Source organism: Mesorhizobium sp. M1A.F.Ca.IN.020.03.2.1, from assembly GCF_004023205.1.
In the GTDB taxonomy this organism is placed as follows: domain Bacteria; phylum Pseudomonadota; class Alphaproteobacteria; order Rhizobiales; family Rhizobiaceae; genus Mesorhizobium.
The window spans coordinates 32670-57198 of the sequence record NZ_RZSV01000006.1 but is presented as its reverse complement, the minus strand read 5'-3'; the positions used below and the strand labels follow the sequence as shown (position 1 = coordinate 57198).

At 60.7% G+C, this 24529-nt stretch carries 17 protein-coding genes and 2 pseudogenes; 6 read left to right on the top strand and 13 right to left on the bottom strand.

Features of this window, described 5'->3' with window-relative positions; genetic code table 11:
- From EOA79_RS02200 to EOA79_RS02190, 3 genes are all read right to left on the bottom strand, one after another.
- The coding region (locus EOA79_RS02200; RefSeq protein ID WP_128292737.1) for a DUF4347 domain-containing protein at window positions 1–1708 on the bottom strand (1708 nt) is incomplete at its 3' end.
- Between the two features lie 92 nt (window positions 1709–1800).
- Entirely contained in the window at window positions 1801–2118 is a 318-nt protein-coding gene (locus EOA79_RS02195) for a hypothetical protein (protein ID WP_095826372.1), read from the bottom strand.
- A gap of 1073 nt (window positions 2119–3191) precedes the next feature.
- Window positions 3192–3638 (bottom strand): hypothetical protein, encoded by a 447-nt coding sequence (locus EOA79_RS02190; protein ID WP_128292735.1) that lies wholly within the window; start codon window positions 3636–3638, stop codon window positions 3192–3194.
- A gap of 24 nt (window positions 3639–3662) precedes the next feature.
- Here EOA79_RS02190 and EOA79_RS02185 point away from each other — a divergent pair, with 24 nt between their 5' ends.
- Both EOA79_RS02185 and EOA79_RS02180 read left to right on the top strand, forming a co-directional pair.
- Window positions 3663–6950, top strand: a complete 3288-nt coding sequence (locus tag EOA79_RS02185; RefSeq protein WP_128292734.1) for a glycosyltransferase — start codon at window positions 3663–3665, stop codon at window positions 6948–6950.
- 90 nt (window positions 6951–7040) lie between these two features.
- Window positions 7041–8144 (top strand): glycosyltransferase, encoded by a 1104-nt coding sequence (locus EOA79_RS02180; RefSeq protein ID WP_095826374.1) that lies wholly within the window; start codon window positions 7041–7043, stop codon window positions 8142–8144.
- A 61-nt stretch (window positions 8145–8205) separates the two neighbouring features.
- On the opposite strand, the gene EOA79_RS02175 is transcribed toward EOA79_RS02180, so the two are convergent.
- The gene (locus EOA79_RS02175) at window positions 8206–8934 is read right to left on the bottom strand and encodes a glycosyltransferase family 25 protein (RefSeq protein WP_095826375.1); all 729 of its coding nucleotides are present in this window, start codon (window positions 8932–8934) and stop codon (window positions 8206–8208) included.
- A 243-nt stretch (window positions 8935–9177) separates the two neighbouring features.
- Here EOA79_RS02175 and EOA79_RS02170 point away from each other — a divergent pair, with 243 nt between their 5' ends.
- The 3 genes and pseudogenes from EOA79_RS02170 to EOA79_RS02155 all read left to right on the top strand — a co-directional run.
- Window positions 9178–10038, top strand: a complete 861-nt coding sequence (locus EOA79_RS02170; RefSeq protein ID WP_095826394.1) for a hypothetical protein — start codon at window positions 9178–9180, stop codon at window positions 10036–10038.
- An 873-nt stretch (window positions 10039–10911) separates the two neighbouring features.
- Window positions 10912–11169, top strand: a pseudogene (locus tag EOA79_RS02160) (transketolase C-terminal domain-containing protein); the annotation flags it as partial.
- A 24-nt stretch (window positions 11170–11193) separates the two neighbouring features.
- Window positions 11194–11394, top strand: a pseudogene (locus tag EOA79_RS02155) (dehydrogenase); the annotation flags it as partial.
- Window positions 11395–11528: 134 nt separating this feature from the next.
- On the opposite strand, the gene EOA79_RS02150 reads toward EOA79_RS02155, so the two are convergent.
- The 8 genes from EOA79_RS02150 to EOA79_RS02115 all read right to left on the bottom strand — a co-directional run bounded on the left by EOA79_RS02150 (window position 11529) and on the right by EOA79_RS02115 (window position 22026).
- Complete coding sequence (locus EOA79_RS02150) at window positions 11529–12944, bottom strand: aspartate ammonia-lyase (RefSeq protein ID WP_127334750.1); 1416 nt, start codon at window positions 12942–12944, stop codon at window positions 11529–11531.
- A gap of 84 nt (window positions 12945–13028) precedes the next feature.
- A complete protein-coding gene (locus EOA79_RS02145; RefSeq protein WP_095826376.1) occupies window positions 13029–14525 on the bottom strand; it encodes a GMC family oxidoreductase in 1497 nt (498 codons plus the stop codon).
- Window positions 14526–14534: 9 nt separating this feature from the next.
- A complete protein-coding gene (gene ugpC / locus EOA79_RS02140) occupies window positions 14535–15635 on the bottom strand; it encodes a sn-glycerol-3-phosphate ABC transporter ATP-binding protein UgpC (protein ID WP_095826377.1) in 1101 nt (366 codons plus the stop codon).
- Window positions 15636–15639: 4 nt separating this feature from the next.
- The gene (locus EOA79_RS02135) at window positions 15640–16518 is read right to left on the bottom strand and encodes a carbohydrate ABC transporter permease (RefSeq protein ID WP_067330598.1); all 879 of its coding nucleotides are present in this window, start codon (window positions 16516–16518) and stop codon (window positions 15640–15642) included.
- Window positions 16508–17392, bottom strand: a complete 885-nt coding sequence (locus EOA79_RS02130; RefSeq protein ID WP_164748139.1) for a sugar ABC transporter permease — start codon at window positions 17390–17392, stop codon at window positions 16508–16510. The genes EOA79_RS02135 and EOA79_RS02130 overlap by 11 nt, the downstream gene beginning before the upstream one ends.
- An 87-nt stretch (window positions 17393–17479) precedes the next feature.
- A complete protein-coding gene (locus tag EOA79_RS02125) occupies window positions 17480–18730 on the bottom strand; it encodes an ABC transporter substrate-binding protein (protein ID WP_095826379.1) in 1251 nt (416 codons plus the stop codon).
- A gap of 81 nt (window positions 18731–18811) precedes the next feature.
- Window positions 18812–20122, bottom strand: a complete 1311-nt coding sequence (gene hisD, locus EOA79_RS02120) for a histidinol dehydrogenase (RefSeq protein ID WP_095826380.1) — start codon at window positions 20120–20122, stop codon at window positions 18812–18814.
- A gap of 101 nt (window positions 20123–20223) precedes the next feature.
- A complete protein-coding gene (locus EOA79_RS02115; RefSeq protein ID WP_095826381.1) occupies window positions 20224–22026 on the bottom strand; it encodes a thiamine pyrophosphate-binding protein in 1803 nt (600 codons plus the stop codon).
- A 485-nt stretch (window positions 22027–22511) separates the two neighbouring features.
- Between EOA79_RS02115 and EOA79_RS02110 the strand changes: the two genes are divergently transcribed.
- On the top strand, window positions 22512–23396 hold the full coding sequence (locus EOA79_RS02110) for a sugar phosphate isomerase/epimerase family protein (protein WP_095826382.1): 885 nt from the start codon (window positions 22512–22514) through the stop codon (window positions 23394–23396).
- Window positions 23397–23445: 49 nt separating this feature from the next.
- Here the strand turns inward: EOA79_RS02110 and EOA79_RS02105 are convergent, their stop codons facing one another.
- Window positions 23446–24204: a DeoR/GlpR family DNA-binding transcription regulator gene (locus EOA79_RS02105; RefSeq protein WP_095826383.1), complete on the bottom strand. Its 759-nt coding sequence runs from the start codon at window positions 24202–24204 to the stop codon at window positions 23446–23448.
- Window positions 24205–24529: the final 325 nt, after the last annotated feature.

The window sequence follows — 24529 nt, the reverse complement described above, 5'->3', positions numbered from 1 at the left end:
CGGTTGCTCCGGTATCGCCCGTTGCGCCTGTTGCTCCAGTCGAGCCTGTATCACCCGTGGCGCCGGTCGCACCAGTAGCGCCGGTCGCACCTGTGGCGCCGGTGGCACCTGTGGCGCCGGTTGCTCCAGTATCGCCGGTGGCGCCGGTCGCACCTGTGGCACCGGTTGCTCCGGTCGCACCCGTCGAGCCGGTTGCTCCGGTATCACCCGTGGCGCCAGTCGCACCTGTGGCGCCGGTTGCTCCGGTCGCACCTGTCGAGCCGGTCGCGCCTGTTGCTCCGGTATCGCCGGTAGCGCCTGTCGCTCCAGTTGCACCTGTCGAGCCGGTGGCGCCCGTTGCTCCGGTATCACCCGTGGCGCCAGTCGCGCCTGTGGCGCCTGTAGCTCCGGTCGCGCCCGTCGAGCCCGTTGCTCCGGTATCACCCGTGGCGCCAGTCGCACCTGTGGCGCCGGTTGCTCCGGTATCACCCGTGGCGCCAGTCGCGCCTGTAGCGCCGGTCGCACCGGTTGCCCCGGTATCGCCCGTGGCTCCGGTCGCACCTGTGGCGCCGGTTGCTCCGGTCGCGCCTGTCGAGCCCGTTGCTCCGGTAGCGCCCGTAGCGCCGGTCGTACCGGTAGCGCCAGTCGCACCGGTTGCTCCGGTAGCGCCCGTGGCCCCGGTCGCACCTGTCGCGCCGGTTGCTCCGGTAGCGCCCGTAGCGCCGGTCGTACCGGTAGCGCCAGTCGCACCGGTTGCTCCGGTAGCGCCCGTGGCCCCGGTCGCACCTGTCGCGCCGGTCGCACCTGCGGCACCTGTAGCTCCAGTCGGACCCGCGGGTCCGGTCGCGCCTTGACCTGTGGTGGCGATGAAGGCAGCGGTATCAAAGTGATTGCCATTATCGCCATTATTATTATCTACAGGCGTAAAACTATAACCTCCGGGAACTGGAGAAAGCGTACCGTAGAGTTTGAAAGTACTGTCGTAGACAAAATAAATATCAGTAGTGTTTGGAATCGTTATTGTTGTAGAAAAGTCTGTGATTAAACCGTTTTGGTTTGCAGACGGAAGCTGAAAACTACCAACAACTGTATCATCGGCAGTATTAAGCGACGGATTGGTCGGAGGAATCGCGTGAGTGTCCACTATATAGTATGTGTTAACAGCCGAAGAGCTGCCGCCAGCAGTTATGTCCCCGGTGAGTGTGAGATCGGCCGCTGCAAGCACCCCGATGTAACTTGCTACGCCAACTGGAGTCAGCGGCGGCAGGGGCGCCGACGCGCCCGCACGTGCGGGTAGTTCCCACGCACCGCCCAGGACTGCCGCACCGACAAGCGAACTGGACGCGCAGACATCCACGCCGACGGCCGCTTCCAAAGCGTCGACGAACGCATCGCCTGCGTTTCCTCGAGCCGTCTCGCAGCTCCATAGCCGCAGTTCGCCGTCCGCAGCGAGCGCCCTGCCGATCGCGGCGAATTCCTCAGCCGCCCCCTTCAACGTCCCGACCGACCATTCTCCTGAAGCGAAAACAACCCGACCAGGTGCGCCGTGCGCGATGATGTGGACCGCGTGCAGTTCTTCGTGCCCTCTCAGCGCCGCAGCCATCTGCGCCGCCGGCGCTTGACGGCCATCGACCAGGATGGCCTCGATCCCCGGCCGGACGTTGCTCAGAACAGTCTCGAGATCGGAGATCGAAGGATCCACAAAGAGAATTTCAGAGGCACGGGCCATGACTGGCTCCTGTTCGCGTCCAATTCATTTCAAAAGGGAAACCGCCCACCGGCTTAGTCGGCGAGCGGCGCGGAAATTGCGCTTGGCCGCGGTCATCTTCCGGACGGCCCGACGGCGCCGCTTGGGCGGCCAACGAGGGGGGCCTCCACGCGGAGGAAACCGGAGGCTTGGAAATTCCCGCCATCGTCAAATGTCCCGATCGCGAGAGAGCCGGCGGTGCTCGGAACCTTCACGGTTATTGCGACAGCGTGGCTTCGCTTGACGGCGGCGGGAAGAATGACCTGGCCGACGATCGCGTTCTTGGCGGCATCCAGAATGAAATAGGTTATATGCTCGGTCGCGTCGCCGATGGGCAAAACGCCCCTAACGGTCACGTCCATTGCAGTAGACGAAGTTGCGTAGGTCATCATGCACTCCCCGATTAGCGGCGGCTGGTGCCGCGGCTTCTCCTGCTTGACACTTGATTTTCAATCACCGCAGTACCGCCCCCGATCCGACGGGCTTGGCCGCAAACTCGCGCGAAAGCTCGCGCGCGAAGACGTGATGGGCTGCAGCCTTTGCTCCAGACGACTCCCGGTCCGATCGGCGGGCAGGAAGTCGCAGACGGCGCCGTTTTCCGACGGCACTCGGTTTGAACAGCTCTGTTGAGATTTGGTTTGGATGCGGGGCACGGGAGCAATCCGCCGCACCTTGCAGCAACAAATTTCCCGCCGGCGCATAGATGGGCACGGCCTGCGGCGCTCAGTTGCGGATAGGTTTGAAGTTTGTCGAAGCGGCGGGCTTCAAACTCCCTGGGAAACGCACGTGATATCACGTGATACACGATCCACTCCCGTCACAGCCGACGCCGATCTCTTGGCGAAAACTCGCGAGAGAGCTCCGGAGTGGAAAAACCTGTTCGACCCGAACAAAAAAGACAAACGCTCACTCGGCCGCGCGCTCACTAACGCACGTGCCTTAGTCGTCCGCGACTTTGGCCTTGCTACTCCGGAACCCTCTGGCTTGACTCCCCTACGACTTCCGCAGACTGCCAGCTACCCACGACCTGTGGGCCCCCCCTCACAGCAGCAAATTAGTAAATTTGAAAATTAGCGATCTGTAAACTATGGAAGCGACTAAACCGGCCTACCTCTAAAGTATTAGGTCAGGAAATATTACAGACCGCAACTCTAGAAAATATTTTGGAAATCCATAACTTAACCTCACCCGGCAACTTGCGTCAAACCCAGAAACGTGATCGGGATCGAGCTCCCGCTATCCCGTTTCGGCGTGGCGATGGGTCGACGCCAACCACCGCTTCGTCGATCTTGACGTCGCTCGGCAAATGGCGGTGAAGTGGGCGGAGATCGTCTGAGGACCTTAGCCGCTCCGGTGGCGGGACAAGTAGACAATAGGAGCTTCGAGACGGCTCCGCGAATTAATCCGCGGCACGAAGAATGGCATTGCTGAACGTCGCGCAACGTCAGAGCGAGAGATGGCAATTTCACGGATGACCACGGGCAAGCGACTTTGCCTGAACATGATCGTCAAGAACGAGATGGCGAACCTGCAGCGCTGTCTGGGGGCGGTTGTCGACCACATCGACTGCTGGGTCATCGGCGACACCGGGTCGACCGACGGGACCCAGGATTACATCAGGGCTTTCTTCGCCGATCGCGACCTGCCCGGGGAGTTGCATCAGTTCCCCTTCGAAAATTTCGAGCAGGCCCGCAACGCCGCGCTCGATCATGCATATGCTTCGTCGCTCGTCTATGATTATCTGCTTTTCGACGACGCCGACATGGAGTTGGTCGTCGAGGACGCGGGCTTCCGAGCGCAGCTCGACTGTCCCGGCTATCGGCTGCTCCAGCGATCCGGTTCCGACCTCGCCTATTGGAACACCCGCATCGTCAGGCGCGATGCCGGCGCCCGCTACCGTGGCGTGACGCATGAATATCTCGACGTTCCCGGCGACGTGAAGGAACTGCAGGGCGTTTGGTACAAGGACCACGCCACCGGATCGAACCGCGTCGACAAGTTCGAGCGCGACATCAAGCTCCTGCTGGAGGCGCTGGAGAAAGACCCGGAGAACCACCGATACTGGTTTTACCTGGCACAGTCCTACCGCGACGCCGGACGCACGGCCGAGGCGGCGGTGGCCTACGCCAAACGCGCGGCGATGGGCGGCTGGGACGAGGAAGCATGGAACGCCCGGCTGCAGGAGGCGCGCTGCCTAAGAAAGCTCGGGGACGACGCAGGCTTCATTCGCCAGGCGCTTGCTGCCTTCAATCAGCGCCCGCAACGTACCGAACCCCTCTACGACCTCGCGCGGTTCCATCGCGAGAAGGGGATGAATGACGCCAGCGTGCTGTTTTCGGAAGCCGGTCTGGCGATCAGGAAACCGGAGCAAGACATCCTGTTTCTCGAGGATTTCATCTACACGACGGGCCTTCGCGAGGAATACGCGATCGCGGCAAACTACGCCAGCGATCCATTGCGCAAGGACCGCGGGTTCGCAGTGTGCAATTGGCTGGCGCTGAGCCGCAGCATCGCCGACGGTTCCCGCGATCTGGCGCGCTCCAACCTGTTCTTCTACATCGAGCCCGCCAAGACGATGATGCCATCGTTCACTGCGCAACCGGTCGCCTTCGTGCCGCCCGAGGGCTATCGGCTCTCAAACCCGTCCGTGGCTCGCTGGGACAACCAGATCGTAGTGTTGCAGGGGGCCATCACCTTGGCGGCGGCGGAAGAGGACCTCCGGGCTCGAGCGCCGGATCGAGCGGCGGTGCACACACGCAATTTCTTGCTGCGCATCGACAGCGAATTCGGGATCGCGTCGGCCGACGAGATTTCACAGCCGACCGACTTGCCGCGACCTGCTTACGGCTGCGGCCTCGAGGCCATGCGTCCGTTTGCCTGGGAGGGGCAATTGTGGAGCAGCGCCTATATGCGCGCGTCGGCCGCAGAAGGCGAACCGGTCATCGCGCGCATCGACCATGGCGGGCCTGCACCATACCGGATGACTGACTGGCGAGTGCTCCGGCCGATCGGTGCGAAGATGAACGGCAACAACTGGCTCCCCCTCGTCAAGCCGGCTGGCATCGGCACCGACCGGGAGCGGCTGCAGTTCCTTTCTGTGGGTGATTCCATCCGCATTGTCGGCGATCAAGGGCAGACGATATCGGAAAAGCCGTCTTCCGTCGCTGCCGACGAGCTCAAGGGAGGCACCCAGGCGATTGCCTTCGAAGGCGGATGGCTGACACTCGCGCACGAGACGCGGGCAAGGCCGGACGGGGCTCAGCCATACTGCCAGCACCGCTTCGTCTGGTTGGACGAAACAGGTTGCTTGGCAAAGATCAGCCGGCCGTTCTTCTTCAATGAAAAGGGGGGTGAATTTGCCGCCGGCCTAGCCTGGCACCCAAAAGACGAGCGCCTGCTGATTTCGTACGGCGTCGCCGAGAGCGAAGCGTGGATCGCCGCCGTCGATGCCTCGGAGGTAAGCTCGCTGCTGGAGAGGACCGACTATTTGTTCGCAAGCGAGGCATATTGGAGCTCACTTGCGACGACGTCGGCGGACGGTGCGACCATACAAATTGCGGCGGCCCAGCAGCGCAAAGAACCCGGCGACCTCCATCAACAAACCCGGCCTGACAGCGGACTCCCGAAGGAGGCGAGCAGGATTGTCCTCTCCGGCAATGCGAAAGGCACAGAGGAGGTCCTGCTCGAGCTGGCGCCGTTCCTTCGCTTCGCAGACTCGCCGCATGAGCGTCGCGATCAATCCTGGGCGTTCGATAGCCGGATAGCCCCCTTCCTGGACAGGGGAGATGCCGCGCTGCCTCAGATCCACTGCTTTTACGAGGTGCTTTCCGACACTGCGAAGCATCTGACCTTGATTGCCGCCACCACGTCGATGCGCGCCGCAGGCCATCCCGTGAGGGTCTGGAGCTACTCGCCGAACAAGCTTCAATTCCTCGTGCCGCTCGGCGTCGAGGTACGCGCCGCGGATGACGTGATGCCGCGCAGCTTGTTCGAGCGAATGGTCGCCGGCTCCGAGATCCGCTATTTCAGCGACGCCTTTCGCTACGCCGTGCTTTACGAACATGGCGGGTTGTGGATGGATTGCGACGTGGTCATGCTGCGACCGTTTCCGTTCCGCGGCGATTACTTTTTCAATCTGCAATGGCGCGGCGGGCACCAAGGCCACTTCGTCTGCGGCAACGTCATCTATGCCGAAGCCTTCAGCCCCCATTTGAGAGCGCTCTACGAGATGTCAATCGAGCGCTTCTTCGGTGCAAGCGGCAAGGGGTTCGGCGAGATCGGCCCGAAACTGCTCTCCGACTACATCGCTTCGGATCAAGGCGCCGATCTGCGCGATTGGGTCTTCGGGCCAATGTTCTTTAACGCGATCGATTGGACCGAGATAGGCGAGTTCGAAAAGCCGCTCGCCGATGTGGCTGTCTACCTGAATGATGAGCGTGTCTTCGGAACACACCTGTGGACGGCACGAAATGAGGCTCGCTCGGGCGGGGAAGGAGCGCCGCTCATCTCCTTGCTGGTCGAGCCGCTGCGGAGCTTTCCCACACTCATCGATCTTGCTGATCGCTTCAACACCGACAAGAACCGCCATACCGGCAACCGGCATGCTTACGCACGCGTCTACGAGCGGCTGCTGTCGAGCCGGAGACTTTCCATGCGGAGGCTATTAGAGATCGGCCTCTGTCGCATCGCGGCGGAAGGCAACCAGTCCGAGACGCCCTCGGTCGCGCTCTGGCAGTCCTATTTTCCTTACGCCGAGGTGATCGGTGTCGACCTGACGGATTTTTCTCAGTTCAACAATGGGAGGTTCAAGTCTTTCGTTTGCGATCAATCCAAGCTGGAGGATCTGCGCTCCGTCGCGGCGAAGCTGGAACCGGGCTCGCTTGACGTGATTATCGACGACGGCAGCCACGCCTCGTTCGACGAGCAACTGACGCTTCGCGAATTCTTCCCGCTGCTCGCAGAGGGTGGATGGTATTTCATCGAAGACCTCGACTGGCAGCCAACAGGCGAAAATGCCGGTGAAATCACACTCACCAAGCATATCTTGCGAGAAATCCAACAGCACGGCACGGCCCGATCAATCGACCCGGTCGGTATCAGCGACCTTGCCGATCAGTTTGCCGAAATCCGGTTCTTCGACAGCCACTTCGAGCTTAGCCAGGCAAAATTGCTCGGAGGGCTAGTGGCGATCCGCAAGCGCGGAGGCGTCGGCCTTGTTCGATGAGCGTCACAGGGCGGCGCGGTCGGGTTCGGGCGAGTCCAGCCGTTCAGCGGGAGGTCGCTTAGCGACTGCGTCCAATCGCGGACCCCTTCCTTGAAGATAGCGGTCTACACCATCGCGTTGAACGAAGCCGCACATGTCGAGAGGTGGGCAAATTCGGCCGTCGGCGCCGACTATCGGATAGTCGCCGACACCGGCAGCACCGACGACACGGTATCCCGACTGATCAACGCCGGCGTTACCGTGCACCGGATCGCGGTCCGCCCATGGCGCTTCGATGACGCCCGAAATGCCGCCCTGGCACTCATCCCCGCCGACGTCGACGTGTGCTGCACGATGGACATGGACCGTTTCCTCGAGCCCGGCTGGCGCCCCAAGCTGGAGGCGGCCTGGAGACCCGAAACGACAGCCCTCTATTGCCAGACGATCTATAGAGCGAGTGTCGGCGACCCCAGACCGTTGCGGCAATGGGCCACCAAGAATTTTCACCATCGCTGGGGATATCGCTTCAAGCGCCCCGTCCATGAGGCCCTCGTCTTCACCGGAGAAAGGGAGGTGGTCACGACCAGCAACGACCTGGTCATGTTCGAGGTGCAGGACCTGGCCAAGCCAACCAGGAGCAGCTACCTGCCTCTGATGGAGGTTGCCTACAAGGAAGATCCCGACGACGCACAGATGTGTTTCTGGCTCGGGCGGGACCTGATGTGGGCCAACCGGCCCGACGAGGCCGTTCAATTGCTTGAGCGCTACCTTGGCTTGCCGACAAGCACCTGGGGCGAGGAACGGTCAGAAGCGATGCGCTACATCGCACGCATGATGCCGGACCAGAGATTGGTGTGGTTGGACAAAGCGCGAATGGAAGCGCCGCATCGGCGCGAGATCTGGGCCGACCTTGCGGAGGAACTCCACGGCAGGGCCGACTGGTTGAATCTGTTCTGGGCGTGCAGCAACGGAATCGAAAACACCCGTCGCACCGGAAGCTATCTCGATGACCCGAACTGCTGGGGCTTTCGGCTGTTTGATCTGGGCGCCATCGCCTCATGGCACCTGAATGCGATGGACCGTGCTGTGGAATGGGGGCAGATGGCGCTCGAGCTTGACCCGGGCAATGAGCGTCTCAGGAACAACCTCGATTTCTTCATTCGGCGCCGGCACGAAGATCGAGCAGCGCCGCTCGGCGAAGAAGGTGTTCGGTGAAAAGGCTATCGGTTGCCTGATGGGACGGACTGGCCGACTGCGGTCAACGCCAGCCTGTCGCTCACGTATTGATCCGTACCGATTCCTCCGGCCGTTCGTCACTGATGACAAGCGGCGGCAAGCACACATAGGCGTTGAGCGAGGGCATCACGCCCGCCATGATGCAATCGATGCCTGCATTGTTCAGCCTTAGGCCGAAGCCTGCAAAATCCACGATCATCGGCCGTATCGGAAGGCACCACTCCAACAGCGCGCGCGCGCCACGTGGCGAGACGGAGTAACAAACCGTGCCGAGCAGATAGCGCGCTCGAAGCAGAGCAGGTTCGATTTCCGCCTCCTGGAAGTCAGCAATATGCGTCATGACTTCGCCCGGAAAGAACTCCAGCCTGGCACCGGTTCCGCCAGGAAGGGCATCTAGCCAGGCATAGCATCGCAGACTTGCACTCCACAGGATGAAATCCCAATCGGCCGGGATGTTCGCCAAGAGCGCGTTCGTATGTCGTTCGAACTCGCGAGAGAAGATCGCATCATCTTCGGCAACCGTTATCACCTTGTGCCGACCGACGGCCTCTCTCCAGAGCGTCACGTGCGAGATGGCGCAGCCCAGACTCCCAGGCGCATACTCCAAATCCGAACTGATAACCCCACGCTCTATCAGCTTGTCGCGGTCGATGGATTTTCCGTCAAATCCGGAGAACCTCCGGACTTCCGGCAGGTGCGAGTTCAACTTGCGAAATTTATCCAGCCGCCCGACACTTCGATCGAGATTGATTACATAAATCTCCGACATGACGCTTTTAGCCCCATTTTGGCGATGGTTCGTCCATTCACTCACTTTGCATCGAGCGAACCAGCTTGCGCCCCGGCCTCCACTTGAGAGAACTTCAAGTCTAGCCGGATCGGTGGTAGCTGGCGAGACGGCTTGGACCAGGCATTCGAACTTTTGGAGGATTTGCGTCCGGCAACTGGAGAGGCTATGAGGCGCCGAGATTTGGCGGTTGGCATCATCGTTGCGGCAGCATCGGCTACCGCAATGGCAAAGTTTTCGGCCATCCTGGACCCGGGCTATGCAGCTATGCCATCCCCCCGGAATAAGACACCCGCGACGCTTCTGTCCGCCCCGCTCGAACTCGCGGGCAATTGGGGCCGCATGCTCCCGCAAGCGGCAGAACAGGTCGTTGAAAAGGCGCGGCGCGCCTGCCTAGACGGCGTCCGACTGCTGTCTGATCGCCAGCCGGCAAGGCTCCGCGTCGACCGCCATGGCACCGGACAGCCGGCGATCTGGCTGCATCCCGACGGCAGCAGTATGGCCTGGATCATTGTCGACATCGGCGAACGGGACTGGTCGAAGCTTGCCTACCAGTTCGGCCATGAACTCGGCCATGTGCTTGCCAACAGCTGGCAGGCCGATGCGAAGCCGGCACCGCCTTGCCAATGGCTGGAGGAAGCCATGGTGGAGGCCTTCTCGCTGCGAGGCCTGGGACGCCTGGCGAAAGACTGGAAACAGGACCCGCCTTTCGCAGGTGACAACGCTTTCGGCGATGCCATTGCCGAATATCGTGGGAACATAATCAAACGCTATACCGCGCTCGCCGACAGCCAGGGACTTACCCGAGATGCTGCGACGTGGTTCGCCGACCACCGAAACGAGATCGAAGTTCCAGGTCTCAATCCGTTCGCGCAAGCAATGTGCCCGACCATTCTCGCAGAATACGAACAGGTTCCCGATTGCGTTGAGGCGCTGGGCGCGCTCAACCGCTGGCCTGGCCGCAGCGGGGTTCCAATCGCCGAATATCTCCGCCGATGGAAAAAGAGCTGTACCGAATTGCAGGCCTCGCCGCACCTGCCGGTCCGACTCCAGCAATTGTTGCATGTTACCCGGGAGCGACGCTAACCAAAGGTCGGCAATGTGGCGGGAATCTTGTGATCGGACACATACGGGGGCATGCGCGGACGCTACGGGTCTCCAAAAAAGCAGGGACGAGAACGCCCAAGCCGGCAGTTGGTCAGCGGCCGTCCGTATGTCGTGGCTGATGTGGAAGGGATTGTTGCTTGGCAGCGTCCGGATCGGTCTCCTTCGCCTTCGGCTCGGAGTGTCGCCGACCATATACAAGCCTGAACACAATCGCGAGATAGCCGACCTGCAACAGAAGCGCGGCTAGGAGGCTCCAGGCAATGCTCATCCAGACGGACCCCGTGGCCTCATAGGCCCAGGTTCCGACTACGCTCGACGTGATCAGCATTCCGACCAGAAACTGAGGAAAGTACATCTCCCCAATCCTGCTTCCAGGCACTCGAGGCGAAAATTTCACTATTTTAGCAATCGAGCAAGTATCGCCATCTGTACCAATTTCGACGCAGCACCGAGTTTCTCATTCGAGCAGCACGGTAACGGACGACGCTGGAACGTCAGGTCGAAGCTTGGAGGATGACGTGTTCCTAGGTGAATTCCGAGTTGGAAGGCGAGCGGATGTCCGGCGGGTGGCGATGTCAAACAAGGTCGCCAGCGTGTACACCCGCCGGGGAGTGAGCGACCGACGAAGATGTGGGGACTTTGCGTGGGCCTTTCTGCACCGATTCCTGCCGCAGTACGCCGTTCGTTTCGCTTTTCCATTTTCTCCCCCGCAACGAAGACGTAAGGCTTACCCGCGAACTCGCCATTAGAAGGACGCAAAAAGGCGGACCAGGGAATACCGGGTCCGCCTTTTCTGCCGACGGGCTTCGGGGAAGAAGGCTGGGTTCGACAAACTATCCGAGGCAATCTCAGCTGGACAATGAGAGAATTCTTGCGGCCGCGCGCCAAGCTGGCCGGCTGGTGGTGGTGGCGGAAAACCACACCGTCATAGGCGGACTGGGTGAAAGTGTCGCCGCATTGCTTATGCGCGAGGGCGTGACACCCGCCTTTCGGCAGATCGCCCTTCCCGACGAGTTTCTGGACGCCGGTGCTCTGCCGACACTTCACGATCGGTACGGCATCTCGACAACTGAGGTCGTGCGCCGTATTCGCGAATGGACGGGTAAGTGAGGCACGATCTCGGCTCTGCTCTTGATGACGGTGATCGGCAGCCGTAACGCCACCAGGAGCGATTTCGATCAGGTCGCCGCATCGATCCGGGACGGCGAAATACCGATTACCAGGCTCGTGACCCACCGGACCACTCTGGCCAAGAGCCCTCACGACATTGCGCGCTGGTCACGCGAGAAGGCTGGGCTGATCAAGGCTGTCATCGCCGTCCACGACAGGTCCTGACCAGCTGACGTAAGGGCCAGCAGTCTCTTGCGAGCGGCGCCTTACCCATTTGGCGCTGTGCGAACGGCATCCGCTGCGCCAAGCCCGACGACCGGGATGTCCCGGTCATCACTTGCGAGACAGTCTTCCAATCTTCAAGCCGGGGAGGCGTCGGGGAGACCAGCGAACTCAGCGCTGTTGCCAAAAATATGCTCAACCTGGTCGGGAAGCAGAACCCCCGCTTCTTCAACGACTTGGCGTAAGGTCCTCTTGCCTGCCAAAGCGCGCTTGGACAATTCGGCTGCTTTGCCGTAGCCGATCAGTTTTGCTAAGGGCGTTGCCAGAACGAGGGATTGATCAAGCAGCGCTCTGCAACGATCAAAATCGACTTCGATCCCGTCCACGCAGCGCTCTTTGAAAATCCGCATTCCTCTCGTCAACAACCGCATGGATTGCAGGATGTTCAAGACGATCACCGGCTCCATTGCATTCAACTGAAGCTGGCCCGCGCTTGCGGCCAGTGTCACGGTAAGATCGTGGCCAATCACCTGGAAGCTGAGTTGGTTCACCATCTCAGGAATGACGGGATTGATTTTACCCGGCATGATCGAAGAGCCGGCCTGCACGGGTGGCAATCGAATCTCGCCCAGTCCGCCAAGCGGCCCACTGCTAAGCAGGCGCAAATCGTTGCAGATCTTGGTGAGCTTGACCGCAATGCGCTTCAGCATGCCCGAAAAGGAAACGAAGCCGCCGGTGTCCGACGTTGCCTCGATGAAATTACGGGCAGCAACAAGCTGAATGCCTGATATTCGCGACAGATGACCGCAAACGATGCCTGGGAACTCGCGGGGCACGTTAATCGAGGTGCCGATCGCCGAGCCCCCAAGGTTGATTTCCAACAACAATCTCGCGACCGACTGAAGTTGGACGATATCTTCGTCGATGAGTTCAGCAAAGGCTCCGAACTCCTGCCCAACTGTCATGGGCACCGCGTCCTGAAGCTGAGTTCGGCCAACCTTGAGCTCATTCGCGTGCTGGAGCGCCTTGGCGCGAAACGCATCACGCAAATTGACTTGTGCCGATACGAGCCCGTCGCAGGCCCGCAAAACCGTCAGACGGATTGCGGTCGGATACACATCGTTTGTCGACTGGGAAAGGTTTACGTCGTCGTTGGGGTGCAGCCTTGCGTAATCGCCAATTTTGGCGCCGAGTTTGATCAGGGCCAGGTTGGTCACAACCTCGTTGACGTTCATGTTTGTCGACGTACCGGCCCCTCCCTGCATCATGTCAACCGGGAAGTTTTCTTCGATCCCCTTCAGTTCGATGATATCGCCGCACGCATCTGAGATAGCCTGGGCCTTTTCGGGCGAGAGCAGTCCGAGTTCCATGTTTGCAAGACAAGCAGCCTTTTTCACCATCGCCATCGACTGGATGAACTCGGGAAAATCCTTCAGCCGCAGCCCGGACACATCGAGGTTCTGTTCTGCTCGACGGGTGTGCACGCCATAGAGCACGTGGCCCGGTACAGCGAGCGGTCCGATCAGATCCGTTTCGATACGGTCGGCAATCATGGTTGCTAACTCCGCTCAGCCAAGACCTCGGGCGTCACCCACGCAGGTGCAAGATTCACAAGTCTGGATACTAAGATGAGGTCCTCACGACCGGCTGATGACGGCGCCAGCCTTGATGGCGAGCGCCGCGATAGTCAGTGCCGGGTTGACGGCCGCGGATGTCGGAAGCACAGAAGCGTCGGTTACATAGAGGTTTGCAATTTCGTGGGAACGGCAATCAGGCGACACAACCGACGTCTCCGGATCGCTTCCAAGCCTGGCAGTGCCACACTGGTGCGAAGTCGTCTTTCTGCCGAAGGTTCGAGTAAGAACGATGGGGAAGCCCGCCCTTCGCATCACACCTCGCGTCCTGCGGATCAGCAGCTCGTGCGCTCGCATGTTGCTGCGAACCCAATGCATGACGATGCGGCCATTCTGAACCGTGACCCGGCTCTCTGGATTGGGCAGGTCCTCGCTGGTCAAGAACCAGCCATAGCAATTGCGGGCTATCAGCCCCGCCAGCCACCGTGGAAGCAAGGGCGCGTTGGCCTTGAGGATGTTACCGGTGATATGTCCAAGCAATTGCACGTTGCCAAGCGGGAAACCTGTTTCCGGATCGGCGTTATAGAAGTCGTTGAATGCCAGGGTCTTCTGGTAGACCGACGTATTGGCCGACCGCGGATCGATCGCCAGCATGGCGGTGGTATTGTGGTTCATGAAGTTGCGGCCGAGTTGGTCGGAGCCGTTGGCCAGCCCGCGCGGATGTGCGGCATTCGCCGAGCGCAGCAAGAGCGCCGCGCTCTGGACCGCGCCGGCCGCAACGGCGAAGATACCAGCGCTGATCCGCCGCTCAACACCATCCTTTAGAAACACTGCGGCAGTCACCTTGCGACCCATCGGGTCGGTTTCCAGCCGCACGACATTGGCCCCGGTCACGAGACTGACGTTGCTGCTGTTCAACGCGGCAGTCAGCGGTCCAACTTCGGCGTCGATCTTGCCGGAACCCGTGTTGGGAAACGCATCCCAACCGGTCTTTGCGCGGCGAAGCCACTCATTGATGTCGATAGCCAGGGGAAGGCTGGCTGGATGGATCCCCGCCTCTTTCAAGCGAGCGCGCACGGCCGCTATGGCCGGCTCGTCGGGTACCGACGGAAAACGGTAAGGACCGGTGCGCGGCGGCTCGGTGGGATCCTGCGTGGGGTCACCCCGCACCTTGAAAATCGCCTCGGCTCGCTCGTACCAAGGCTCGAGCTCGTGATAGGTGATCGGCCACCCAGGTGAGGCGCCGTCCATGTGAGGGCGCGGCGAGAAATCTTCCAGCCTGTAGCGGTACATGACCGCGCCGAAGAACTTGGAATTGCCTCCGACATAATAGTAATTGCCAGGCAGGAAAGCTTGGCCGTCGGTGCCAACCCACTTTTCGGTCGAACGGTAGAAGCCCTCGAGAAATATCGCCCGGTCGTCGCGCGCCTGGGGCGCGTCGCGCAGGTGCTCGCCACGTTCCAGAATCACGATGCGCCTGCCGGTGCCGGCCAGGCTATGGGCCAGGGAAGCGCCTCCTATGCCTGACCCGATAATGACGATATCAGCTGTTTGATCCACGTCGATGCCTCAGTCTATGCGTTGCTCATTGTCGGCATCGAACAGCACGATCTTGCCAGTATCGACCGCGAGGGTCGCCGAAGTGCGGGCTGCCACGGCCCTTGGCGGCACACGAGCTGTGACTTCGACCCCGCCTGCCTGGAAAAGAGCAAGCGTATCGGGGCCCGTAGGCTCGACAACGTCGATGTTTACCGTGACCGCTTGCGCGGCTTGCTCGCCGGCGACGCTGAACAACTCCGGACGAACGCCCAGCAGAATACTGCGCCCAGCGTATTTGGCTGCCGCTTGTGAAGACAAAGGGATGCCTGAGAGGCGGGCAGCCGCCCCACCTGGGACGTCGATCACCGCGACTGGCCGACCGTCTTCCACGTCAAGTCTCGCCGGAACGATGTTCATGGAGGGCGAGCCCACGAACTTGGCCACGTATACGTTCGCCGGCCGGTCGTAGACCGACTGCGGATCGTCAAGGTGCTGGACCACGCCGTCCTTCATCACGGCAACGCGCGTGGCGAGCGTCATGGCTTCGATCTGGTCATGCGTGACGTATACGATTGTGGTTCCCAATCGTGCATGAAGACGCTTGATCTCGGTTCGCATGTCGACGCGCAACTTGGCGTCCAGGTTGGATAAAGGTTCGTCGAACAGGAACAGCTTGGGTTGGCGCACGATCGCGCGCCCCATTGCCACGCGCTGGCGCTGGCCTCCCGAGAGTTGCGAGGGCTTCCTGTCCAGAAGATGCGTCATCTGGAGCAGGTCGGCCGCCGTCTTGACCGCCTTGTCCCGCTCGGCTTGCGGCACGCCGCGGATCTTCATGCCGAACTCGATGTTCTGGCGCACGGTCATCGTGGGATAGAGGGCGTAGGACTGGAACACCATGGCGATATCCCTGTCTTTCGGCGACAGGTCGTTGACAACCCTGCCGGCGATGCGGATTTCGCCACCTGAGATGTTCTCGAGGCCGGCGATCATGTTGAGCAGTGTGGACTTGCCACAACCCGAAGGGCCGAGCAGCACCAGGAAGTCGCCGGTGCCGATGGAGATACTGACCTCCTTCAGGACTTCGAGGTCACCGTAGAGCTTGCGGGCCCGATCGATTTCAAGCGTTGACATAGCACTAGCCTTTCACGGCGCCGGCGGTCAGACCGCGCACGAAGTAGCGTCCCGCGACGACGTAAACGAGAAGGGTGGGGATGGCGGCAATCATGGCGGCCGCCATGTCGACATTGTATTGCTTGCGCCCCATCGTCACGTTGACGATGTTGTTCAGCGCCACGGTGATCGGCGATGATTGCCCTGCGGTGAACGACACGCCGAAAAGAAAGTCGTTCCAGATCTGCGTGAATTGCCAGATGCAAGAGACCACGATGATGGGAAGCGCGGTCGGCAACATCACTGAAAAGAAGATCCGGAAGAACCCAGCTCCGTCGATTTGAGCCGCGCGGGTCAGTTCGTCCGGGATCGTGATGAAATAGTTCCGGAAGAACAGGGTCGTGAAGCTTATGCCGTATACGGTGTGAACCAGCACGAGACCCGGAATGGTGCCGGAAAGGTGGAGGCGACCAAGCAGCTGCGCCATGGGCAAGATAACGGCCTGGAACGGCAGGAAGCAGCCGAACAGCAACAGTCCGAATATCGCGTTCGCCCCGGCGAAACGCCACTTCGTGAGAATATAGCCGTTTATCGCGCCTATCCCCGTGGACAGGATGACGGCGGGCACGACCATCAGGATGGAATTGATGAAGTATGGCCGCAGTCCCGTGCAGGCCGTGCCAATGCAGGCCTCCTGCCATGCCTTGTTCCAGGCTTCGAAGGTGATCGCCTGGGGCACCCCGATGAAGGAGCCGCCATAGATTTCATCCAGCGACTTGAGCGAGGTGACGATCATCACCCAAAGCGGCATCAGGTAGAAGGCGGCGAGCGCGATCAGCGAGCCATAGATGAACAGGCGACCGATCTGGTGTGAACGACGCGCCGAGCGTGCTTCAGTGCGCATTGCGGTCCTCCCTCAATTCCGAATAGAGGTAGGGAACGATGATGGCGGCGACCGTCATCAGCATCATGATGGCGCTGGCGGCACCTACGCCCATCTGGTTGCGCCTGAAGGTTGCGGCGAACATGAAGGTGGAGGGCATTTCGGTGGCGCTGCCGGGCCCGGCATTTGTGAGGGCGAGCACCAGGTCGAAGCTCTTGATCGAGATATAGCTCAGGAGGACGATGACGCTCAGGAATGCCGGGCGCAGCATCGGCACGATGACGCTGACGTAGATTCGCGGCAGGCTGGCTCCCTCGATCTGCGCGGCCTTGATGATGGAAGTATCGATCGCTCGCAGCCCGGCCAGGAAAATGGCCATCGCGAACCCCGTCGATTGCCAGACCGCTGCGATCACCACGCAGTAGATTGCAAAGCTCGGTTGTGTGATCCAGTCGAAGACAAAACCGGTCCAGCCGAGCTCGTTGACGACCTTCTGCAGGCCGAGGTCCGGGTTCAGGATCCATTTCCAGGCTGTGCCCGTGACAATGAATGACAAGGCCATGGGATAGAGGTAGACGGCTCGCAGGAAGCCCTCCGCCCTCACCTTCTGGTCGAGCAGAATCGCGAGGAACAAGCCCAGCGCGATGGTGATCGCCAGGAACAACGCCGTAAAGATGAAGAGATTGGCGACTGCAGTGTGCCAGCGCGGGGTCGACCACAAACGGACATATTGCTCAAGCCCGACGAAGTCGAACTTCGGGACCATCTGGGACGAAGATAGCGAGATCCAGGCCGTCCAGACTATGAAGAGATAGACGGCAATCAGAACGGCCAGCAGGCTGGGCGACAGGACGAGCCGCGGCAGCCATAGGTCCAATTTGTTTTTGAACGACATGGGACTGACCAACCTCGCTATTGCCGAGCATTGTTGCGGACGGTGTCCCCGCCGGCACGATTGCCGGCAGGGCTTTGGTGGCCTGGACTAGCGGGCGTTGTTGATCCCATCGACCAGGGCCTGAACAGCATCCTTGGACGACATGTCGGTGACGAAGAATTTGCCGACGACGTCGGTGAAGACGCCGGCGAATTGAGGCTGGGCAGCAAAGCCTTCCGTGAGGCCGCCGAGCATCGTGCCGTTCTTCACCGCCGCCTCGCGGTCAGCATAGCTACGCTTCGCGCAGTCATCGAAACTGTCGACCGGAACGTCGGAGCGAGCCGGGATTGAACCCTTGATCAGGTTGAACTGCTTCTGCACCTCGGGATCCATGATCGATTCTGCCCAGGCGTCCTGGCCTGCTGTGGTCACAGCATCATCGACCTTGAACATGCCAAATGCGTCGATCACGAACTTGAAGTTGGGCTTGTCGGTCGGCGTTGGGAAGCAGAGGAAATCGACGCCGGGCTTGAGGCCCTTGGCAAGGAACTCGCCCTTGGCCCAGTCGCCCATGACCTGCATGGCGGCTTTGCCATCCGCGACCATGCCCGTTGCGACGGCCCAATCACGCCCGGTGAAGCCGTCATCGACAAGTCCGCGGACCTTCCTAAGCTTGTCGAACGTCGCGATCATTTCGGGGCTCGAAAGAGCGCCCTCGTCCAGGTCGATGACTGCCTTCTTGTAGAATTCGGGCCCGTTCACGTCGACAAGGATTGCCTCGAAGACCTCGAGGATCTGCCAGCTCTCGTCACCCATGGCGAGCGGGACCACACCGGCGGCCCGGAGCTTGTCTCCGTCGGCGATCAGCTCATCCCAAGACTTCGGTTCCTTGACGCCGGCCTTGTCGAAAACGGCCTTGTTCGCCCAAAGCCAGTTCTGCCTGTGCATGTTGATCGGCACGGAAATGAAGTCGTCTCCGTTTTTGACGAATGCAAGCAGCTGCGGGGCGAGCGCCTTGTCCCAGCCGTTCTTGGTGTAGAGATCGTTGAGAGAGCGCAGGACGCCCTGCTTGCCCCAGTCGAGCCCTTCATAGCCAAGGAACTGCATCGTTGCCGGGGGGTTCCCGGCGGCAAGACGCGTGCGCAATGCCTGCAGCGCGTTGGCGCCGCTGAGACCGCCGACCGCGCTATCTTCCCAGGTGTAACCCTTGGAGGCCAGCTTATCGGTGATGACCTTGAGCGCTTTGACCTCGCTTTCGGACACCCAGTGATGAATGCCTTCGACCTTGCCCTTGCTTTCGGCCATTGCCGCAACCGGCATGAAGGCGATCGAGGCGGCTAGGATGGTGGTGAGCTTCATTGTAGTTCCCCTTGTTGCTTGCGTTGGTGGCTTGATGATCCGGCTCGATCCTGTGGGGCGCGTGCCGGGGCGTGTTGCGCATCAGAGCGGTTCGGCTGCCGATGCGTATGGAACGTTGCGCCGGCCATAGCGGCGGACGCGGATGTTGGACTGCTCGGCATGGCCGGCGAAACCTTCCATGATGCAGAGGCGCGAGCTGTACTGGCCGACCAAGGCGGACGCCTCATCGGTCTCGATCCGCTGGTAGGTGCAGGTTTTAAGGAACTTGCCGACCCACAGACCGCCTGTATATCGGGCTGCCTTGTTCGTAGGCAGCGTGTGGTTGGTTCCAATCACCTTGTCGCCGAAAGAGACGTTGGTGCGAGCGCCCAGAAACAGAGCGCCATAGTTCTTCATCCTCTCAAGGAAATAGTCCGGATCACGTGTCATGACCTGCACGTGCTCGGAGGCAATGCGATCCGCTTCCGCCACCATCTCATCCAGCGTGTCGCACAGGATGATCTCGCCGTAGTCTTCCCAGGCTTTGCCGGCGACAGCCGCAGTCGGCAGGATTTTGAGCAAACGCTCGATCTCATCGAGGGTATCGCGGGCAAGTTTCTCAGAATTGGTGATCAGAACGGCGGGAGAGTTGACGCCGTGCTCCGCCTGGCCAAGCAGGTCGGTCGCCACGATCTCACCGTCGACACTGTCGTCAGCAATCACCAAGGTCTCGGTCGGACCGGCGAACAGATCGATGCCAACTTCGCCGAACAGCAGCCGTTTCGCTTCGGCGACGTAGGCATTGCCGGGGCCGGCCAGGATATCCACGGGAGCGATCGTCTCAGTGCCATAGGCCATGGCCGCGATCGCCTGGACACCACCAAGGCAATAGATTTCGTCCGCGCCCGCAAGGGCCTGGGCGGCGACGATCTTGTCGGCGATCTTGCCTCGAAACGGCGGAGCGCAAGTGATGACGCGTTCGCAGCCTGCCACGCGAGCGGTCAAGACCGTCATGTGAGCAGAGGCAAGCAGCGGATATTTGCCGCCCGGTACATAACATCCGACATTCTGGATCGGTATGTTCTTATGCCCCAAAATAACGCCTGGTAGCGTCTCGATCTCCAGATCGCGAAGTGTGACCCGCTGGGCTTCGGCGAATTTGCGTATCTGGTCCTGGGCGAAATCGAGATCCTCGCGCTCGCGTTTGCTCAACGCGTTGATGCATCCGTCAATCTCAGCCTTGGTCAGGCGATAGCTGTCGCGGTCGAACTTGTCGAAGCGGATGGACAATTCGCGCACTGCCGCGTCGCCCCCTTTCTCGACTTGCGCCAGCAATGCCTGGACTGTCGCGGTGACTGCGGGCTGGCCATCGTCTGCGACACTGCCTTTGGCGGGCTTGACGGTGCGTATCATGGCAATAACTCTTGGTTTGCGGGCGCTTGCGCGCCGCATCATCAATGTGGTGGATGGCGAAGTGCGAGGGCGGCGCATGACCAACCCTCGCGTCAATTTTGCTAGAGGTGCTGTTCGCGTGCACGCATCTGGGCGTAAGCGGCCTGCTCTTTTTCGTAGTAGGCTGGCGAGGGGAAATCCCACCAGCCGGTGGCGAACGGCCCTGCCGCATCGCGCGAGACGATGACTTCGACGAGAGCGGGCCCGCCGCATTCCAAGGCTGCCTTCAGGCTGCTTTCGAGATCTTCATCCTTCTCGACCTTCCAGGCCTCGAGCCCGAATGCCCGCGCCGAAGCCGTGATATCGGCCGAATAAGGCTGACCATTGCCCGAGTGATGGTTGAATTCGGAAGCAATGTGACGGCCCATGAACTTGCGCTGACCGCCTCGGATCGACATATATCCCGAATTGTTCAGCACGAGGAAGACCACATTGATGCCGTTCATCGCGGCAGTGCCCATTTCGGGCAGCGACATCATGAAGTCGCCGTCGCCAACGATCGCCACGACTTGGCGGTCCGGGCATGCGAGCTTGGCCCCCAGCGCCGCCGGCACCGCCCAGCCCATTGGCGAATAGGAGCCCGAGGTCAGGTGGGTGCGAGGCTCGTAGACAGGGAAGCTTTGCTTCACCGAGCCCTGGGTATTGCCGGAACCGACAACCACAATACCGTTGCGATCGAGGACCTTGCGCAAAGCGACCAGCGGGCGCTGGGAGGTGAAAGGCGTTTCGCGGCTGTTTTCGCGCGGCGACACCTGAGCGATCCAGTCCGCCTTGGCCTTCTGAACGTCGGCCAGGAACTGCTCGCGTTTGCCCAGAGCCTTCTTAGCATCGCCCTCCGAGATGAGGGCCAGGATCGCCTCCAAGGCCACCTTTGCGTCTGATACGATCCCCACCTCGGTCGGATAGGTCTTGCCGATCTCGCGCGGGTCGAGGTCAATATGGATCAGCTTACCTGGAGGGATCGAGAACGAGACGCCCTTGGCGTAGGAAGATGCCGACCAGTCGGTGAAGCGGCAGCCGACCGAAACGACCACATCTGCGGAAGCAGTGATCTTGTTGCCGCAGGTCGTGCCGGTCTGGCCGACTGCTCCAATGAAGAGCTCGTGATCTTCCGAGATGGCGCCCTTGCCGTTCCAGGTGATCGAAACGGCGGCGCCGACGCGCTCGGCCAGACGCGTCAGTTCGCTCGACGCGTTGGCCGTGATCGCACCGCCACCGGCGACGATGACCGGGCGTTCGGCACTCAACAGGACCTTGACCGCGGCCTCGATCGCGCTCGGATCGGGATAGGCCACGCCAATGGGAAGGCGCTTTTCCAGCGGATGAATGGTGACATCGGCCGCTTCGACCTGAACGTCCATCGGCACCTCGACATGCACGGGACCCGGGCGGCCGGTGAGCATGGCGTTGAAGGCGCGATGCATAATGCTCGGCAGGACCTGCACGGACTGGGCTTGCCATGCCCGTTTTGTCACCTGCTCGGTGATGCGGGGGAAAGCATTGTCCTGTTGGCGCTCGATCTCCTGCATGGTGCCATGGCCGTGCATGTAGGTCTGTGGCGAGCCGGAGACGTAGAACAGCGAGGTGGAATCGCAATAGGCTGTGGCGAGGCCAATAATTGTGTTGGTCGCACCTGGCCCGACCGATGTCGAACATGCCATTGGCCGGCCGCTTGCACGGAAATAACCGTCCGCCATGTGAACGGCGCTTTGTTCGTGCATCACCTGGATGAAGGGCAGTTGCGAGCCTTCCTCCAGGAAGGCATCGAACAGAGACCAGATGCCATGGCCGGGAACACCAGCCACGTATTCGACGCCATATTCCTTGAGCGCTTTCGCGACGATCTGCCCGCCGGTCAGTTTCATTGTTCGACCCTCTTGTCTTTGTTGGCGAGGCGATTGTGGATATGCTCCTCGTCCATGCGCCTAGTAAGCAGTCATCTGTGGCTGCGCGACAAGTTCGCAGGGTAGCTTTAATAGACGCGATGTGACGCGCTGAGAAAGAAGCATTGCGACATATGGGATCGGTCAGTTCTCGTGGGCTGCGAACTCAGCCGCATAGCGGGCTCGTTTTTAGTCGGAAGCCATTTTGCCCCCTTAGCAGCGCATTTGGCGCAACGTGACGCGACCGGAACCTTAGGTCGCGCACGAATTCGGGCTGCCGCGCAGTTCCCCCTCGGCATGCGATATGTCTTGATTGCGCGGGTAGTCGGCTCGCGATGGTCAAAGCCATGAGCAACCAGAGTGGTTATCGGCCTGGCGCCGCAGAGCCAGCGAGGCTCTATGCCACCGTCGTGATCCGGCAGGGACCTGGCATTGGCTAATCCGGTAGTCAAGCGACGGGCACAGCAATGACGACGAAGCGCAACCAGCTAATTCTTCATGCTCTCGTGGCGCGACACGGCACGCTGGCCCTAGATGTGGATATTGCGCGCGAGCTCGGCTTCGACGGACTGGAAGCCTCTGGGGCCAAGATCCGCGCTTTTCTGGATGCCGGGTTCACTTTCCAGGAGCTGCGCCGCTTGATCGATGACATGTTCATTCCAGGCATCGGATTTCTTCTCGATGTGGAGCGCCACGGCAATGCCCGCAAAGCATTGCTGAAGGACGCGGAAGAGTTGATAGAACTCGCCGTCTCGGTTGGAGCGAAGGGCATTCAGGTCATCACCGGTCCAATCAGTCTCGCGGCTCTCGATCCCGAGGCCAGCAAGAGGCACCCGGATCTTTACCGAGGCGTCGTCGGGCTGCCGATCGAGGAGCAGATCGACATCACGGCGTCCGGGCTGGCAGCCGTCGCCGACCTCGCTGCTCAACGCAACCTGGTCATCTACCATGAGGCGCTGTCCTGGACCCCACTCAATACGATTGACAGGCAGCTTCTGACCATAAGGAAAGCGGCACGCGACAACATACGCGTCGTCGTCGATTTCTGGCACTGTTACACCTCCGGCGACGGCCCGGAACGCATTTCGCAATTGGACAAAGACCTCATCTACGGAGTTCACATTTGTGACTCTCTTGCGTTCAGCGGTGGCATCCCTAACGAGCCTGTTCTTCGCGACGTCGAAACCGGCAAGGGCGTATTGAACCTGAGAGAGTGGGTGGCTGCAGTGAAATCCACCGGCTACGACAGCTGGTGGAGTTGCGAGTTGTTCTGCAAAAAGCAGCACCAGATGGACAGCTACGATGTGGCGCGCGGTCTGAAAATCCTGATGCAGGATCTCGTCGCTCGTTAGTCATCCGGCGAGATGGACGCAAGGCCCTGCGAAGGATCTATCGCAGCCTTCAGCCAATGTGGTCGATAAGCGTGCCTTGGCGGCGAAACGGTTCGAGGGTCTCGGCATCAAGCTGGCGCCCAGCGAGCATATGGTCGATCGCGTCAGGTCCCGAAACCTGAAAGGGGGCGGTTTTCGCGATGCTCTCGGCCGTAGCGACAACTACTCTCGCGGCGCTTCGGCGGCACATAACGCGCTTGATTTCGGCGTCGGGAAGGTCAAAGGCGGTCAAGCCGACGGAAGGATGGACCGCGCAATCGGCGACAAAGAAGAGGTCGGCGTTGAACTGCTCCAATTGCGAAAGGGCGACAGTTCCAAGAGAGCATCCTCTGCCATGGTCGAACAAGCCGCCCAGAAGAATGGCGCTCGCTTGACGATGCCCTTCCAGTGCAGTGGTGACGCGTGGGGAATTTGTGACAATCGTCAACGAGATGTCGCGGGGCAAGGCGGCGGCGAAGGCAACGCAGAGGGCTGCATGGTGCATTATAATCGTTGCGCTGGGTTGTACGAGCTTCGCTGCGGCAGCAGCCAGCGGCGCGAGATCCGTGGCCGAGATTTTCAACCGCTCGGGCCCGGCTTGAGCTCGCGACGCCCTTGCCAGCGCTCCGCCATAGACCCTGCGGCAAAGTCCGGCTCTGGCAAGATCGCGTAGATCGCGGCGCACAGTGTCTTCAGAGACACGAAATTCATGAGCCAGCGCGTTGGCCAGGACCTTGCCATGCTCCGACAGTCTGTCGCGAATGATCGCTTGGCGTTCTTCAGCAAGCATTTCCAAACATCCTTAGGACCCGGGCAACTTTCAATTCGGTTCCAGCCCAGCGGACATAAATCCCAAGCGCCTCATGCCGCAATGTCGTCGTGAACAGACATCACGCTTGGCCTACGACAGGGGCGCGCGCTGCGGGCGACGACGCCAGTCGATCCTGCCGGCGAGCTTTGGAATGCACTTCAGGATCGGTAGAACCGGCTCGCGACCAATCCGCAGCTCATCGTGCCTGACGCCCCCGCTGCATGCAGGAGATGCTGCGCTTTTGGCGTGGCGCCGGCGCGTCTTGTGGAGCGACTATGATGTCGGTGCGGCTATCGCGATAGAG